Genomic DNA, 14973 nt, shown 5'->3' with positions numbered 1-14973 from the left:
CCCGGCTGCCGCTGGACCGACCGCTACACAGGACGCTGAAGTACCGTCAGGCTCCGGTCGGTCAGCGTCAGCCGGGCACCGGCCCGCACCTTCGGGCCGGTGCCCGGCGGTACGCAGTCCTCGCGGGCGGTGTCGACGACGACCTGCCACTGCCGGCCGTGGTCGACCGGCACCACGAACTCCAGCGGGCCGGGGGAGGCGTTGAACATCAGCAGGAACGAGTCGTCCGTGATGCGTTCGCCGCGCTGTCCGGGTTCCGAGATCGCGTTGCCGTTGAGGAACACCGTCAGCGCCGAGGCCCGCGCCGAGTCCCAGTCCCGCTGGGTCATCTCCGCCCCCTCCGGGGTGAACCAGGCGATGTCGGACAGGTCGTCGTGGGTGCCCTCCACCGGCCGTCCGTGGAAGAAGCGGCGCCTGCGGAAGACCGGATGGTTCTTGCGCAGCCACACCATCGCGCGGGTGAAGGCCAGCAGCTGCCGACGGGCGTCGTCACCGTCGTCCTCGCCGCCGTCCGCGTCCCCGCCCCTGCCGGCGCCCTGCCCGTCCTTCCCGCGCCCGTCCCGCTGGTTCCGCTCCGAGGGCCAGTCGAGCCAGGCCAGCTCGTTGTCCTGGCAGTAGGCGTTGTTGTTGCCGCGCTGGGTGCGGGCGGCCTCGTCGCCGTGACTGATCATCGGCACGCCCTGGGAGAGCATCAGCGTCGCGATGAAGTTCCGCATCTGCCGGGCGCGCAGCCGCAGCACGGCCGGGTCGTCGGTCTCGCCCTCGGCGCCGCAGTTCCAGGACCGGTTGTGGCTCTCGCCGTCCCGGTCGTCCTCGCCGTTGGCCGCGTTGTGCTTGTGGTCGTAGGACACCAGGTCGTGCAGGGTGAAGCCGTCGTGGCAGGTCACGAAGTTGATCGAGGCCAGCGGGCGCCGTCCGTCGTCCTGGTACAGGTCGGAGGAGCCGGTCAGCCGGGAGGCGAACTCCGCGAGCGTGCGCGGCTCGCCCCGCCACAGGTCCCGCACGGTGTCCCGGTACTTGCCGTTCCACTCGGTCCACAGCGGCGGGAAATTGCCCACCTGGTAGCCGCCCTCGCCCACGTCCCACGGCTCGGCGATCAGCTTCACCTGGGAGACCACCGGGTCCTGCTGCACCAGGTCGAAGAACGACGAGAGCCTGTCCACCTCGTGGAACTGCCGCGCCAGGGTCGCCGCGAGATCGAAGCGGAACCCGTCGACATGCATCTCGGTGACCCAGTACCGCAGCGAGTCCATGATCATTTGCAGTACGTGCGGGGACCGCATGAGCAGGGAGTTCCCCGTCCCCGTCGTGTCGGTGTAGTGACGCCTGTCCTGTGCCAGCCGGTAGTAGCTCGGGTTGTCGATGCCCTTGAAGGACAGCGTCGGGCCCAGATGGTTGCCCTCGGCGGTGTGGTTGTAGACGACGTCGAGGATGACCTCGATACCGGCCTCGTGCAGCGCCTTCACCGCCGACTTGAACTCCAGCACCTGCTGACCGCGGTCGCCCCAGGACGCGTAGGCGTTGTGCGGGGCGAAGAAGCCGATGGTGTTGTAGCCCCAGTAGTTGTTCAGGCCCATGTCCACCAGACGGTGGTCGTTCACGAACTGGTGAACCGGCATCAGCTCCAGCGCCGTCACCCCGAGTTCGGTCAGATGCTCGATCAGCGCCGGGTGCGCGAGGCCCGCGTAGGTGCCGCGCAGCTCCTCCGGCAGCCCCGGATGGCGCATGGTGAGACCCTTGACGTGCGCCTCGTAGATCACCGTGTGGTGGTACTCCGTCCGGGGCGGCCGGTCGTCACCCCAGTCGAAGTACGGGTTGACCACGACCGACGTCATCGTGTGCGGCGCCGAGTCCAGGTCGTTGCGCCGCTCGGGCGCGTCGAAGTGGTAGCCGTACACCTCCTCGCCCCAGCGGATCGACCCGCTGATCGCACGCGCGTACGGGTCGAGGAGCAGCTTCGCCGAGTTGCAGCGCAGCCCCCGTTCGGGGCGTACGGCCCGTGCACACGGAAGCCGTAACGCTGCCCGGGCATGATGCCGGGCAGGTACGCGTGCCGCACGAACGCGTCGCTCTCGCGCAGTTCGACCGCCGTCTCGGAGCCGTCGTCGTGCAGCAGACACAGCTCTACTCGGTCCGCGGCCTCCGTGAAGACCGCGAAATTCGTGCCGGCGCCGTCGTACGTGGCACCGAGGGGATACGCCTCGCCTGGCCAGACCTGCATGGACACGACTCTTTCAGGTGGACGGCCCCGGTGGGGGCGCTTGGCCCCGAGTGTTGCCGTGTCGTCCCGTGCCGTACCGGGTCTTCGGGCCGGAACTCCCTGGCGGCGGCGCTGTGAAAAAACCGTGAATCCGCCCACTCGTGGGGAGAGGTCATGGTGGAAAAGCCTTGTGGAAGGCGGAAGTTGAGAAACGACCCCGCCATCAGGCTGCACCGCGCACCGCATGCGGAGTACTCTCCTTGATCGTTGGGGCTGGGAGTGCTCGGGGGAGCGGAAGGCGGTGCGTGGGTGGGCTCGGGAGGGCTGGAGCTGCCCCCTGGTGACGAGGGTCACGAGGGAAACTCCACGGACGTCCCGCCCGGCGCGGTGTCGCTGGCGCGGCCGATGGACGCGGGCTCGATCGGGCCGGACCTGGCCTGGGGCGCCGACGACTGGAGCGAGGTGCGGACCCGTGCCCAGCGGGCCGGCCGCGCCTACATCTGGCTGAACCTCGTCGAACAGCGGCTGCGCTCGGTCGTCGCCGCCGTACTGCGTCCGGTCTACGAGCCGGTGCACGGCGACGACTGGGTGGTCGCCGCCGCCGGACCCGCCGGACAGGAGTGGGTGCAGCGCGCGGTCGCGGTGCGCGAGGTCAGCCGCCGCAAGGGATATCTGCTCGACCCGGCCGACGACAACGTGATCTCCTTCCTCACGCTCCCTCAGCTGCGGGAGCTGATGGTCCAGCACTGGCCTTGCTTCGAGCCGTACTTCGACGACCGACGGGACGTCGAACTGGTCCTGGACGAGCTGGAGGTCACCCGCAACGTCGTCTCCCGCAACCGGGCGTTGTCCGAGGCGGTGCTGAACCAGGCCGAGCGTGCCTCGGCGCGGCTGCTGGAGATACTCGGCGCCGACGGCGACGTGCCGTCCGCGCGCCGGCTGCCCGTCGACGCGGTGGAGGACCTGGTCGGCGACCGGTACGCGGACGTGGTCGCCGTCCACCCCGACCGGGTGCGGCTGCTCCGCCAGTTTCCGGCCGAGGACATCTTCGGTGGCGCCCGCCGCCTGGACGCCATCGGCATCGGCCTCAACCTGCTGGTGCAGAACTTCTCCGGGCGCCGTCTGGTGCGGCTCGCCGAATCCGGCTGCCGGGTGCGGCTGCTGTTCCTCAACCCCGCCTCCAGCGCGGTCAAGCGCCGCGAGCGCGAACTCGGCCTCAAACGCGGGGAACTCGGCCGCGCGGTCGAGATGAACATCCTCCACATGCGCCGGGTGCGGTCCCGGCTGCGCGACCCGGGCGCCTTCGAGATCCAGGTCTACGACGAGACGCCCCGCTGCACGGCGTACCTCGTGGACGGGGACGGCGCCGACGGCGTCGGCGTGGTGCAGAACCATCTGCGCCGGGCCCGGGGGATGGAGGTTCCGGTGCTGGTGCTGCGCAACGGCAGCAAGGTGGTCAAACCGGGTGAGGCCGAGGAGGGCGGACTGTTCCCGACGTACCGCGAGGAGTTCGAGCAGATGTGGGTGGATTCGCGCCCGGTGTCGTGAACGCCTTTCCTGCGGTCGCCTGTCGTGAACTGTCCCGACCGGTAAACGGAAGGCGGCCTTCGGGCTGTCAGTGGCGCGTGCGAAGGTGGGGACCACTGGGGGAACGCACCACACAGAAGGGGGACGGCCCATGGGCTGGCACCGGGAGCTGCTGATCGGCTTCGACCTGGAGACGACGGGCACCGACCCGCGCGAGGCACGGATCGTCACGGGGGCCGTGATCGAGGTCAGGGACGGAGAGCCGCTGGGGCGCCGGGAGTGGCTGGCCGACCCCGGTGTGCCCATCCCGGCGGACGCGGTGGCCGTGCACGGCATCAGCGGTGAGCGGGCGGCGGCCGAGGGAAGCCCCGCCGACCAGGTGGCCGACGCGATCGCCGACGTCCTGACCACCCACTGGAGCGCGGGCGTCCCGGTCGTCGCCTACAACGCCGCGTTCGATCTGACGTTGCTCTCCGCCGAACTGCGCCGGTACGGGCTGCCGTCGCTGCGCGACCGGCTGGGCGGCGTCGACCCCGCCCCGGTCATCGATCCGTACACGATCGACCGCAGCGTCGACCGTTATCGCCGCGGCAAGCGCAACCTCGAAGCGGTCTGCGCGGAGTACGGCGTCGCGCTCGACTCCGCGCACGACGCGGCGGCCGACGCGCTCGCCGCGGCCCGGCTGGCCGGCGCGATAGCGGGCCGCCACCCGAAGGTCGCGGCCCTCGGCCCGGCGGAGCTGCACCGCCGTCAGATCGATTGGTACGCCGAATGGGCGGCGGACTTCCAGAGCTTCCTGCGCCGCAAGGGCGACGCCACCGCGACCGTCGACGGGACCTGGCCGCTGCGGGAGCCGGCGGACGAGCGGGTCTGACCCGGCGCCGCGGGAAGCCTCCCGCGAGACGTCCGGGCGGAGGTGTGCGGAACCAGGGCGTTCGGAATCAGAACGGGTACCAGCGGACGGTCGGGTCGCCGTCCCGGAGGGACGCCACGCGGCGCTCGAACTCGGCCAGGGCCTTCGGGTTGCTCGGCGCGTGCTGGGCGACCCAGGCGCAACTGGCCGTCTCCCGCGCGCCGCGCAGTACCGCGCACCCCTCCCAGGCGCGCACGTCCCAGCCGTACGTCTCGGTGAAGGACGCGTACGCCTCGTCCGACAGCCCGTAGCGGTCGTGGGACAGGGCCATGACCACTAGATCGTGCTCGCGCAGATCGGCGGAGAAGGTCTCCAGGTCGACCAGGACCGGCCCGTCCGGTCCGACGTGCACGTTCCGGGGCAGCGCGTCCCCGTGGACGGGCCCCGGCGGCAGCTGGGGCGTCAGCGCCGCTGCGGCCGCCGCGAAACCGTCGCGCCGCTCGCGCAGGTACGCGGCGTCCTCGGGGTCGATCACCTCGCCCGCGAGCCGCAGCCAGCGTTCCACACCGCCCAGCAACTCGCGGGGCGGCAGCCCGAAGGAAGGAGTGGGCAGGGCGTGGACCACCCGCAGCAGCGCGGCCAGGTCCCGGGGCTCGGCTGCCCGCACCGGCGCGGGCAGCCGGTGCCACACCGTCACCGGGTACCCCTCGACCAGCAGTGCCCGGGGCACCGCCGCCCGCACCGCGGGTACGCCCGCCTCGGCGAGCCACAGCGCGACGGTCAGCTCCCGGCGGGCCCGTTCCAGCAGGCCGCCGTCGCGGCCGACCTTGACGACCAGGTCACCGGCGGCGAACACCGCGTTCTCGCCCAGGGCGAGCAACCGCGCGTCCCCGGCGGCCGCGCGCCCCGACAGTACGCCCGCCGCCGCCAGGACGTCCCGCGCCCGTGCCTCGTCCATCCGTCCGCCTCCGTGCCTGTACCTGACCTGTGCCCACTGCCGGTCGGATCCGGTTCTTCTTCGGGTCCTGCTCCGGGTCCGTCTCCGGTCCGCGCCGGTCGCCCGACCGTGTCCGCACCGTCGGTAAGTGTCGCATTCGCACAGGTCGGCCGAACGCGGCGTGTCCCGGTACCCGGCGCGGCAGGCCGGCAGGCGGGAAGGCGACGGACCCCGGTGGTGCAGCGCCGGCCCCTTGATTCCTGTTGCACGAGACGTCTCGTCTCGCCTAAGGTCAGGGCATGACCAGTCCCGCTCACATCGCCATGTTCTCCATCGCCGCCCACGGCCACGTGAACCCGAGCCTCGAGGTGATCCGCGAACTCGTGGCGCGTGGCCACCGGGTGACGTATGCGATCCCGCCGGTCTTCGCGGACAAGGTCGCCGAGACCGGAGCCGAGGTGAAGCTCTGGAACTCCACGCTGCCCTCGCCCGACGACGACCCGGAGGCGTGGGGGAGCACCCTGCTGGACAACGTGGAGCCGTTCCTCGACGACGCGATCCAGGCACTCCCGCAGCTGATCGAGGCCTACGAGGGGGACACCCCCGACCTGGTGCTGCACGACATCACCTCCTACCCGGCGCGCGTGCTCGGCCACCGCTGGGGCGTACCCGTGGTCTCCCTCTCACCGAACCTCGTCGCCTGGGAGGGATACGAGAAGGAGGTCGGCGAGCCGATGTGGGAGGAGCCGCTCAGGACCGAGCGCGGCCAGGCCTACTACGCCCGCTTCCACGCGTGGCTGGAGGAGAACGGGATCACCGAGCACCCCGACCCGTTCGTGGGCCGTCCCGCCCGCTCCCTCGTCCTGATCCCGAAGGCGCTGCAGCCCAACGCCGACCGGGTCGACGAGAGCGTGTACACCTTCGTCGGAGCCTGCCAGGGCGACCGGAGCGCCGAGGGGCGGTGGCAGCGGCCCTCCGGCGCGGGGCAGGTCGTCCTGGTGTCGCTCGGGTCCTCGTTCACCAAGCAGCCGGGCTTCTACCGGGAGTGCCTCAAGGCCTTCGGCGACCTGCCCGGCTGGCATCTGGTGCTCCAGATCGGCAAGCACGTCGACCCCGCCGAACTGGGCGACGTACCGGCGAACGTCGAGGTGCGCCCCTGGGTGCCGCAGCTCGCGGTCCTGAAGCAGGCCGATCTGTTCCTCACCCACGCGGGTGCCGGCGGCAGTCAGGAAGGGCTGGCCACGGCCACACCGATGATCGCCGTACCTCAGGCCGTGGACCAGTTCGGCAACGCGGACATGCTCCAGGCGCTCGGCGTCGCCCGGCACGTCCCGGCCGAGGAGGCGACCGCCGAGACCCTGCGCGCGGCGGCCCTCGGTCTCGTCGGCGACCCGGAGGTCGCCCGCCGGCTGAAGGAGATCCAGGCCGGGATGGCCCAGGAGGGCGGCACCCACAGGGCGGCCGGCCTCATCGAGGCGGAGCTGTCGAAGCAGCGGTAGCCGCGGGGAGCGGGGGCCCGGCACAGTCACCGGCCCCCGCTCCCCCTTCCTCGCTCCTGCGGGATGCTGGGATGCCGGGATTACGGGATCAGACAGGTGATCAGGGTGCCAAACGGCCGGCGGAGCCCTTCCGGCTTTCCTCCGCAACCTTGTGAACAAGTCACAGGTGCGGGTAGCGGTTGATCCGGTCCCGTGGGTCGGCAAGAGTTCGTACAGCCCACGCCGCCCCACCTCACCGCACCCCGCGCGGACACGGCCGTCGTGCCCACCCCCACGGGGTGCGACGGCCGCCCTATCGTGTGGGCATGGCGACAACATACGCGGCGCTGCTGCGCGGGATCAATGTGGGCGGCAGCAGAAGAGTCCCGATGGCCGAACTGCGCACCCTGATGGAGGGTCTCGGGCACGACGCGGTGCGCACCCACCTCCAGAGCGGCCAGGCGGTGTTCACCTCCCCGCACGGCGACGAGGAGTCGCTGGCCGCCGAACTCGCGGAGGCGATCGAGCGGCACTTCGGCTTCGCCGTCGACGTGATCGTGCGCGACCACGCCTATCTCCGGGGCGTCGCCGACGCCTGCCCGTTCCCGGCCGCCGAGTCGGCCCCCAAACAGCTTCACGTCACCTATTTCTCCGCCGCCGTCGGCGCCGACCGCTTCACGCAGATCGACGGGGCGGCCCACCTGCCCGAGGAGTTCCGCCTCGGCGACCGCGCCCTTTACCTGTACGCCCCGGACGGCCTCGGCCGCTCCAAACTCGCCGAGCAGCTGGCCAGGCCCCGGATCACCAAGGGCGTCATCGCCACCACCCGCAACTGGAACACCGTCGCCAAGCTCGTGGAGCTCACCCGTGCATGAGGAGAACACAGCCGTGAACGCCGCCATCGAGGGGGAACTGAAACTCCTGGACCCCGAGGTGCGCCGCTCGCCCGAGCGGGTCGGGGCACTGCTGCATCCGGAGTTCGTCGAGTTCGGTGCCTCCGGACGGATCTGGGACCGCGACTCGGTCATCGTCCTGCTCGCCGACGAACACGTGTGGGGGGACCCGGCCGGCACCGTCTCCGGTATCAAGGCCACACGGCTTGCCCCCGACGTCGTCCATCTCACCTACGACACGGACCACAACGGTCGCCGCGCGCACCGTAGTTCGCTGTGGCGTCGCACCGGCCAGGACTGGCTTCTCTACTTCCACCAGGGGACGCTGTTCGACCCGGACGAGGCGTGACGGGTCTGGTGAGGGTCCGGCCGTACACCCTCGAGCCCGCGCCGTCAGGCCCCCACCGCCGTCAGCGCCGGCATCCGCGCCGCGTCGTACCGCTCCAGCAGGACCCGCGCCACCTCGGGGGCCGGGCCCAGCACGTCCGCCCGGACGTCCGCCGCCGCCGCGCCCCGCACGATGCGGTCCGGGAGGAAGCCGGGGGCGAGCACGTACGGGGCCACGGCGACGCGCTCACAGCCGAGGGCGTGCAGCTCCCGCACGGCATCCTCGGTGCGGGGGAACCCCGCGGAAGAACCGGCGGAGGCGAACGCAGGCCGCACGGCGCACCAACCGGTGTGCCGCCACTCCCGCGCGATTGCTGCGATCACTGCGATCGCCTCCGGGTCGGTGGACCCCGCCGAGGCCAGGACGACCCCGGTCGAGGGCTTGTCGGCGGGCGTCAGGCCCGCCTCGTACAGCCGGCGTTCCAGCGCGGTGAGGAGCAGGGGGGACGGGCCCAGGACGTCCGCCTGACGGACGCGCAGCCGGGTGGGCGCCTCCGCGAGGACCGCCGGGATGTCCGTCTTGGCGTGGAAGGCGCGGGTCAGCAGCAGCGGGAGGGCCACCACGTCGCGCACCCCCTCCGCCGCGAGGGACTCCAGCACCCCCGGCACGGACGGGATGTTGAAGTCGAGGAAGCCGGTCTCCACCCGCAGTCCCGGCCGCAGCGACCGCACCCGCCGCACCAGGGCGTGCACGGTCGCGGCATGCCGTGGATCGCGGCTGCCGTGGGCGACGACGAGAAGTACCGGACGGCGCATGGTCGGCTCAGTCCTTCGCCAGCAGGCCGCGGCTGCGCAGGACCCACCGCTCCAACGGGCTGAAGATCAGCAGGTCGATGGCGATGCCCACGGTCAGGATCAACAGGATCGCCTCGAACACCATGGCCATGTCGCTGGCGTTGCGGCCGTTCTCCAGCAGCTGTCCGAGGCCGATGCCGAGGTCCGGGAACGACGCGATGATCTCCGCCGCCATCAGCGAGCGCCAGGAGAACGCCCAGCCCTGCTTCAGACCCGCCACGTAGCCGGGCAGCGCGGCCGGCAGCACCGATGTGCCAGGTGCCCTTCAGTCCCGTCGCGCCGAGCGTACGGCCGGCCCGCACGAACAGGGGGGACACCTGGTCGACGCCGGATACCAGACCGTTGGCGATGGAGGGGACCGCGCCGAGCAGGATCACCGCGTACATCATCTGGTTGTTCAGGCCCAGCCAGATCACGGCCGGCGGCACCCACGCCACCGACGGCAGGGACTGCAGCCCGGACAGGATCGGGCCGAGCGCCGCGCGCACGAACTTCACCCGCGCCACCAGCAGACCCAGCGGGGTGCCGATCAGCAGCGCGAAGAAGAAGCCGAGCAGTCCGCGCGAGACGCTGGTCCAGATGTAGCCGAGCAGTTCGCCCTCGAGCCACGCCTGCCGCAGGACGCCCCACACGGCGCCCGGCGAGGGCAGCTTGGTGGGATCGTCGACGATCTCGAACGAGACCAGTGCCTGCCACACCGCCAGCACCAGGGCGACGGCGAGGACCGGCGGCAGGATCTTCTCGACGAACGTCCGGCGCCACGGCTTGCGGCCCCGCTGCACCGTCTCCAGCGCGTCGAGCCCCGCCTCCAGACCGGCGAGGTCACCGCCGTCCTTGGTGGTCGTCTCAGTGCTTGCCATGACGGCGGATCTCCCCACGGAGTTCTTCGGTGATCTCGAGGGACAGTTCCGCCACCGCGGTGTCCTCGATACGGCGCGGATGCTCGATGTCCACCGTCCACTGGCGGGCGATCCGGCCCGGCCGGGACGACAGCAGCACCACTCGCCCGGCGAGCCGGACGGCCTCGCGCACGTTGTGCGTGACGAACAGGACGGACAGCCGGCCCGCGGCGGAGCCGCTGGTGTTCGCAGTGCGCCAGATCCGGGTCAGCTCGTCGTGCAGCACGTCCCGCGTGATGGCGTCCAGCGCGGCGAACGGCTCGTCCATCAGCAGCAGCCTGCTCTCCTGGGCGAGCGCCCGCGCCAGCGCCACCCGCTGACGCATACCGCCGGACAGCTCGTGCACCCGCTTGCCGTGGGCGCCCCCCAGCCGGACCAGTTCCAGCAGTTCCTCGGCCCGGCCGCGGCGCTCGGACTTCGGCACGCCCCTGAGCTTCAGGGCGAGTTCGATGTTCTTGCCCGCGGTCAGCCAGGGGAACAGCGCGTGCTCCTGGAACATCAGCGCCGGGCGCCCGTCCGTGCTGATCGTGCCGATGGTGGGCCGGTCGAGGCCCGCGACCAGGTTGAGCAGCGTGGACTTGCCGCAGCCCGAGGCGCCCAGCAGGGTGACGAACTCGCCGGGCGCGACATCGAGGGTGATGTCGTCCAGTACGAGCTGCCGCCCGGCCGGGCCCGGATACGACTTCGAGACGTGCTCGATCCGGGCGGCGTGGGTGGCTGCCGTCTCGGTGCCGTCGGCGGCCTTGGCGAGGGTGGTGGCCATGGTCGTCACCTCCTGGGACGTTTCTTCGGGATCCGGGATCAGTGGGCGCCGAGACCGGCGTCGTCGAAGGCGGGTGTGCCCTCGGCCGCGAGGACCTTGTCGAGGAGCTTGAGGTCGTAGACGCCGCTCAGGTCGGGCTTCTTCAACAGGCCCACCGCAACGGCGTGTTCCGCCTGGGCGTCGAGGGTGGCGGCCAGCGGGTCGTCGGTGAACCGGATCGACTTCCACGCCGGGTCCAGTACGTCGGCCGGCAGCGCCTTGCCGGAGTCGGCCGCCAGTTGCTCGTTGGCGGCGGCCTTGGCCTCGTCCGGGTGGGCGTTGATCCACCGGTTGGTCTCGACCGACGCCTTGAGCACCGCCTCGACGGCCTTCGGGTGCTGCTCCAGGAACTCCTGGCGCACGACGATGTTCGTGATGACGAACTCCTCGTCCGGCCACAGCGAGGCCTCGTCCAGCAGCACCTTCCCGCCCTCGGCGACCAGCTTCGACGCGGTGGGCTCCGGCACCCACGCCCCGTCGACCGACCCGGCCGCGAAGGCGTCCGGGGTCACCTTGTTGTCGCTGCGGACGACCGTCACATCGCCTTTGCCGCTCTGCGGATCGACCGTCCAGCCCTGTTCGGACGCCCAGTTGAGGAACGCCACGTCCTGTGTGTTGCCGAGCTGCGGTGTCGCGATCCGCTTGCCCTCGACGTCCTCGAGGGACTTCACCCGGTCCGGGTTCACCACCAGCTTCACCCCGCCGGACGCCGAACCGCCGATGATCCGCAGGTTCTTGCCGCCCGACTTGACGTAGCCGTTGATCGCCGGGGAGGGGCCGATCCAACCAATGTCGATGGAACCGGAGTTGAGCGCCTCGATCTCGGACGGCCCCGCGTTGAAGACCGCGTACCGCGCCTCGGTGGCGCCGAGCTCCTTCTGGAAGAAGCCCTTCTGGTTGCCCACCAGCGCGGTCCCGTGGGTGAGGTTGCCGAAGTATCCGATCCTGACCGAGTCGAGGCCGTCGATCTTCCGCGCCCCGGCGGCGATGCCGGCCGTGCCGTTGTCCTTGGCCTGGGAGCCGTAGCCGCACCCGGCGAGGGTGAGCAGTACCAGCGCGGCCGTCACGGCGAACGCGCGGCGCGGGGCGGAGATGGCAGGCACGGGAGGTGTTCCTCTCGGAGGCCCGGCGGTCACGGACTCTTACGTCGCGGCCGGGAGGTGGGCGGGTTTTCGCCTACGGCGATGGGTGCTGAGGGCGCGCAAGCAGTGCGCGTACGTCATCGCGCACATCGGGCCACCCCGCCCTGCCCGCTTCCCAGGGCGCCTCCCCCCACGCGCCCGCCCTCCTTGGCGAACGTGACGTAGAAACCGGTGGAGTTCATGTTCAGAAGTCCCATCCGTCCTCGTCCGCGCCCTTGACGGGCTCGGGGGCGGCGAAGGACTCGCCGGCCATGCCCGCGGTGAGCGTGGTGCCGTCGTTCGGGTCGATGAGGATGAACGAACCGGTGCGCCGCGAGTCCGCGTACGAGTCGGCCGGCAGCGGCTCGGCGGTACGGATCTTCACCCGGCCGATGTCGTTGGCGACGAGCTGCCCGGGGTGCGGGTGCAGGGACAGGTCGTCCAGCGTCAGCCGGGCCGGGATGTCCTTCACGATCGCCTTGACCGTGCGGGTCCCGTGCTTGAGCAGCACCCGGTGGCCGACCGTCAGCGGCTGGTCGGCGACATGGCACACGGTGGCCTCGACGTCCTGCGTCGTGGCCGGCGCGTCCTTGCTCGGGACGAGCAGGTCACCGCGGGAGATGTCGATGTCGTCCGCCAGCAGCAGCGTCACCGACTGCGGCGTCCAGGCCGCCTCGACGGGCTTGCCCAGCAGGTCGATCCCGGTGATCGTCGTCGTCCGGCCGGACGGCAGCACGGTCACCTCGTCGCCGGTGCGGAACGTCCCCGCGGCGATCTGACCGGCGTACCCGCGGTAGTCCGGGTGCTCGGCGCTCTGCGGCCGGATCACGTACTGCACGGGCAGCCGGGCGTGGCAGTGCGCCAGGTCGTGGCTGACCGGCACCGTCTCCAGGTGCTCCAGTACCGTCGGGCCGCCGTACCAGTCCATGTGCGCCGACGGTTCCACGACGTTGTCGCCGACGAGTGCCGAGATCGGGATCGCGGTGACCTCCGGCACGCCCAGCTCGGTCGCGTACGCCGTGAACTCCTCGGCGATCCGCGCGAACACCGCCTCCTCGTAGCCGGTCAGGTCCATCTTGTTGACGGCCAGGACGACATGGGGCACGCGCAGCAGGGCGGCGATGGCGGCGTGCCGCCGGGTCTGCTCGACGACACCGTTGCGGGCGTCGACGAGGACGACGGTCAGCTCCGCGGTGGAGGCACCGGTGACCATGTTGCGGGTGTACTGCACATGGCCCGGGGTGTCGGCGAGGATGAACCGGCGCCGCGGCGTGGCGAAATAGCGGTACGCCACGTCGATGGTGATGCCCTGTTCCCGCTCGGCCCGCAGTCCGTCGGTGAGCAGGGCGAGGTCGGGAGCCTCCTGACCGCGGCTCACCGATGCCCGCTCCACGGCCTCGAGTTGGTCGGTGAGGACCGACTTGGAGTCGTGCAGCAGCCGGCCCACCAGGGTGGACTTGCCGTCGTCCACGGAACCGGCGGTGGCGAACCGCAGCAGGGTGGTCTCCGAGAGCGCCTCGCTTGTGATCGTGCTCATGTCTAGAAGTACCCCTCGCGCTTGCGGTCTTCCATCGCTGCCTCGGAGAGCTTGTCGTCGGCGCGGGTGGCCCCGCGCTCGGTCAGCCGGGAGGCGGCGATCTCGGTGATCACCTTCTCGATGGAGTCGGCCCCGGAGTCGACCGCGCCGGTGCAGGACATGTCGCCCACCGTCCGGTAGCGGACCAGCCGCTTCTCGACGCTCTCGCCGTCCTTCGGGCCGCCCCAGTCGCCGGCGGTCAGCCACATGCCGCCCCGCCGGAACACCTCACGCTGGTGGGCGTAGTAGATCTGCGGGAGTTCGATCTTCTCGCGGGCGATGTACTGCCACACGTCCAGTTCGGTCCAGTTGGACAGCGGGAACACCCGGACGTGTTCCCCGGGGGCGTGCCGGCCGTTGTAGAGGTTCCACAGTTCGGGCCGCTGGCGGCGGGGGTCCCACTGGGAGAACTCGTCGCGCAGGGAGAACACCCGTTCCTTGGCGCGGGCCTTCTCCTCGTCCCGGCGGCCACCACCGAACACGGCGTCGAACTTCTCGGCGGCGATCTTCTCGGTGAGCGGCAGCGTCTGGAGCGGGTTGCGGGTGCCGTCGGGGCGTTCGCGCAGCACTCCGCGGTCGATGTACTCCTGCACGGAGGCGACGTGCAGCCGCAGCCCGTGCCGCGCGACCGTGCGGTCGCGGTACTCGAGGACCTCGGGGAAGTTGTGCCCGGTGTCGACGTGCAGCAGCGAGAAGGGGATGGGCGCCGGAGCGAAGGCCTTCAGCGCCAGGTGCAGCATCAGGATGGAGTCCTTGCCGCCGGAGAAGAGGATCACCGGGTTCTCGAACTCGCCCGCGACCTCGCGGAAGATGTGCACCGCCTCCGACTCGAGGGCGTCGAGGTGGGAGAGGGCGTACGGGCCGGTCGCACCGCCGGTGCCCTCGCCGCCCGTCTCGACCGTGGCCACGATTGTCATGCCAGTCCCCTTTCGCTCAGCAGGGCGTGCACCGCCGCGGCGGATTCCTGGACGGTCTGGTGCTGCGACTCGATGCGCAGATCGGGTGAGACGGGAGCCTCGTACGGGTCGTCCACCCCGGTCAGCCCGGTGAGCTCACCCGCGGCCTGCTTGGCGTACAGGCCCTTCACGTCGCGTTCGGAGCACACCGCGACCGGAGTCGCCACATGCACCTCGACGTACGACGTGCCGTTCGTCTCGTGACGCTCGCGGACCGCGTCCCGGCTGTCGGCGTACGGCGCGATCACCGGGACCAGTGCGGTGACGCCGTTACGGGCGAGCAGTTCGGCGACGAAGCCGATGCGCTGCACGTTGGTGTGCCGGTCCTCGCGACTGAAGCCGAGGCCCGCGGAGAGGAACTCGCGGATCTCGTCGCCGTCGAGCAGTTCGACACGTCGGCCCCGCTCGCGCAGCCGATCGGCCAGCTCGTGGGCGATGGTGGTCTTGCCTGCGCTCGGCAGACCAGTGAGCCAGACGGTGGCTCCGGTCGTCACGTCGGTCTCCTGGTTCGTGGCGGTCGTGGCGGTGGTAGCGGTCGAGGGGGACATG

12 protein-coding genes and 2 pseudogenes are annotated in these 14973 nt (G+C 71.2%); 5 read left to right on the top strand and 9 right to left on the bottom strand.

What is annotated here, in order from left to right; genetic code table 11:
• Positions 1 to 23: 23 nt before the first annotated feature.
• A pseudogene (gene glgX / locus WJ438_RS09490) lies at positions 24 to 2221 on the bottom strand (glycogen debranching protein GlgX).
• A 288-nt stretch (positions 2222 to 2509) separates the two neighbouring features.
• Here glgX and WJ438_RS09485 point away from each other — a divergent pair.
• Positions 2510 to 3748: an SAV2148 family HEPN domain-containing protein gene (locus WJ438_RS09485; protein ID WP_406724822.1), complete on the top strand. Its 1239-nt coding sequence runs from the start codon at positions 2510 to 2512 to the stop codon at positions 3746 to 3748.
• Between the two features lie 130 nt (positions 3749 to 3878).
• Entirely contained in the window at positions 3879 to 4601 is a 723-nt protein-coding gene (locus tag WJ438_RS09480; protein ID WP_406724821.1) for a 3'-5' exonuclease, read from the top strand.
• A gap of 67 nt (positions 4602 to 4668) precedes the next feature.
• Here WJ438_RS09480 and WJ438_RS09475 read toward each other — a convergent pair whose 3' ends face one another.
• Positions 4669 to 5538 (bottom strand): aminoglycoside phosphotransferase family protein, encoded by an 870-nt coding sequence (locus WJ438_RS09475; RefSeq protein WP_406724820.1) that lies wholly within the window; start codon positions 5536 to 5538, stop codon positions 4669 to 4671.
• Between the two features lie 278 nt (positions 5539 to 5816).
• Here WJ438_RS09475 and mgt point away from each other — a divergent pair, with 278 nt between their 5' ends.
• The 3 genes from mgt to WJ438_RS09460 all read left to right on the top strand — a co-directional run bounded on the left by mgt (position 5817) and on the right by WJ438_RS09460 (position 8237).
• On the top strand, positions 5817 to 7016 hold the full coding sequence (gene mgt, locus WJ438_RS09470) for a macrolide-inactivating glycosyltransferase (protein WP_406724819.1): 1200 nt from the start codon (positions 5817 to 5819) through the stop codon (positions 7014 to 7016).
• Between the two features lie 305 nt (positions 7017 to 7321).
• Positions 7322 to 7870: a DUF1697 domain-containing protein gene (locus WJ438_RS09465; RefSeq protein ID WP_406724818.1), complete on the top strand. Its 549-nt coding sequence runs from the start codon at positions 7322 to 7324 to the stop codon at positions 7868 to 7870.
• Positions 7871 to 7883: 13 nt separating this feature from the next.
• Positions 7884 to 8237, top strand: coding sequence for a DUF4440 domain-containing protein (locus tag WJ438_RS09460; RefSeq protein WP_406724817.1), 354 nt, complete (start codon positions 7884 to 7886; stop codon positions 8235 to 8237).
• A 44-nt stretch (positions 8238 to 8281) separates the two neighbouring features.
• On the opposite strand, the gene WJ438_RS09455 is transcribed toward WJ438_RS09460, so the two are convergent.
• From WJ438_RS09455 to cysC, 7 genes and pseudogenes are all read right to left on the bottom strand, one after another.
• Positions 8282 to 9031 carry a sirohydrochlorin chelatase gene (locus WJ438_RS09455; protein ID WP_406724816.1) on the bottom strand — a complete coding sequence of 250 codons (750 nt, stop codon included), beginning with the start codon at positions 9029 to 9031 and terminating at the stop codon, positions 8282 to 8284.
• 7 nt (positions 9032 to 9038) lie between these two features.
• Positions 9039 to 9930, bottom strand: a pseudogene (locus WJ438_RS09450) (ABC transporter permease).
• Positions 9917 to 10732, bottom strand: coding sequence for an ABC transporter ATP-binding protein (locus WJ438_RS09445; RefSeq protein ID WP_406724815.1), 816 nt, complete (start codon positions 10730 to 10732; stop codon positions 9917 to 9919). Before WJ438_RS09445 ends, WJ438_RS09450 begins: the two are co-directional and overlap by 14 nt.
• 38 nt (positions 10733 to 10770) lie before the next feature.
• The gene (locus WJ438_RS09440; RefSeq protein ID WP_406724814.1) at positions 10771 to 11874 is read right to left on the bottom strand and encodes an aliphatic sulfonate ABC transporter substrate-binding protein; all 1104 of its coding nucleotides are present in this window, start codon (positions 11872 to 11874) and stop codon (positions 10771 to 10773) included.
• A gap of 223 nt (positions 11875 to 12097) precedes the next feature.
• Positions 12098 to 13429: a sulfate adenylyltransferase subunit 1 gene (locus WJ438_RS09435; RefSeq protein WP_406724813.1), complete on the bottom strand. Its 1332-nt coding sequence runs from the start codon at positions 13427 to 13429 to the stop codon at positions 12098 to 12100.
• Positions 13430 to 13431: 2 nt separating this feature from the next.
• A complete protein-coding gene (cysD, locus tag WJ438_RS09430; protein ID WP_406724812.1) occupies positions 13432 to 14385 on the bottom strand; it encodes a sulfate adenylyltransferase subunit CysD in 954 nt (317 codons plus the stop codon).
• Entirely contained in the window at positions 14382 to 14972 is a 591-nt protein-coding gene (gene cysC, locus WJ438_RS09425; RefSeq protein WP_406724811.1) for an adenylyl-sulfate kinase, read from the bottom strand. The genes cysD and cysC overlap by 4 nt, the downstream gene beginning before the upstream one ends.
• Position 14973: the final 1 nt, after the last annotated feature.

The organism is Streptomyces sp. GD-15H, assembly GCF_045291515.1.
Classification (GTDB): domain Bacteria; phylum Actinomycetota; class Actinomycetes; order Streptomycetales; family Streptomycetaceae; genus Streptomyces.
The sequence above is the reverse complement of the archived record's forward strand: the minus strand, read 5'-3'. Positions and strand labels throughout refer to the sequence as shown.

Excerpts from the sequence above, each read along its gene's own strand:
- WJ438_RS09480 (WP_406724821.1), top strand. The coding sequence starts at position 3,879 with ATGGGCTGGCACCGGGAGCTGCTGATCGGCTTCGACCTGGAGACGACG.
- WJ438_RS09475 (WP_406724820.1), bottom strand. The coding sequence starts at position 5,538 with ATGGACGAGGCACGGGCGCGGGACGTCCTGGCGGCGGCGGGCGTACTG.
- mgt (WP_406724819.1), top strand. The coding sequence starts at position 5,817 with ATGACCAGTCCCGCTCACATCGCCATGTTCTCCATCGCCGCCCACGGC.
- WJ438_RS09465 (WP_406724818.1), top strand. The coding sequence starts at position 7,322 with ATGGCGACAACATACGCGGCGCTGCTGCGCGGGATCAATGTGGGCGGC.
- WJ438_RS09455 (WP_406724816.1), bottom strand. The coding sequence starts at position 9,031 with ATGCGCCGTCCGGTACTTCTCGTCGTCGCCCACGGCAGCCGCGATCCA.
- WJ438_RS09445 (WP_406724815.1), bottom strand. The coding sequence starts at position 10,732 with ATGGCCACCACCCTCGCCAAGGCCGCCGACGGCACCGAGACGGCAGCC.
- WJ438_RS09435 (WP_406724813.1), bottom strand. The coding sequence starts at position 13,429 with ATGAGCACGATCACAAGCGAGGCGCTCTCGGAGACCACCCTGCTGCGG.
- cysD (WP_406724812.1), bottom strand. The coding sequence starts at position 14,385 with ATGACAATCGTGGCCACGGTCGAGACGGGCGGCGAGGGCACCGGCGGT.
- cysC (WP_406724811.1), bottom strand. The coding sequence starts at position 14,972 with ATGTCCCCCTCGACCGCTACCACCGCCACGACCGCCACGAACCAGGAG.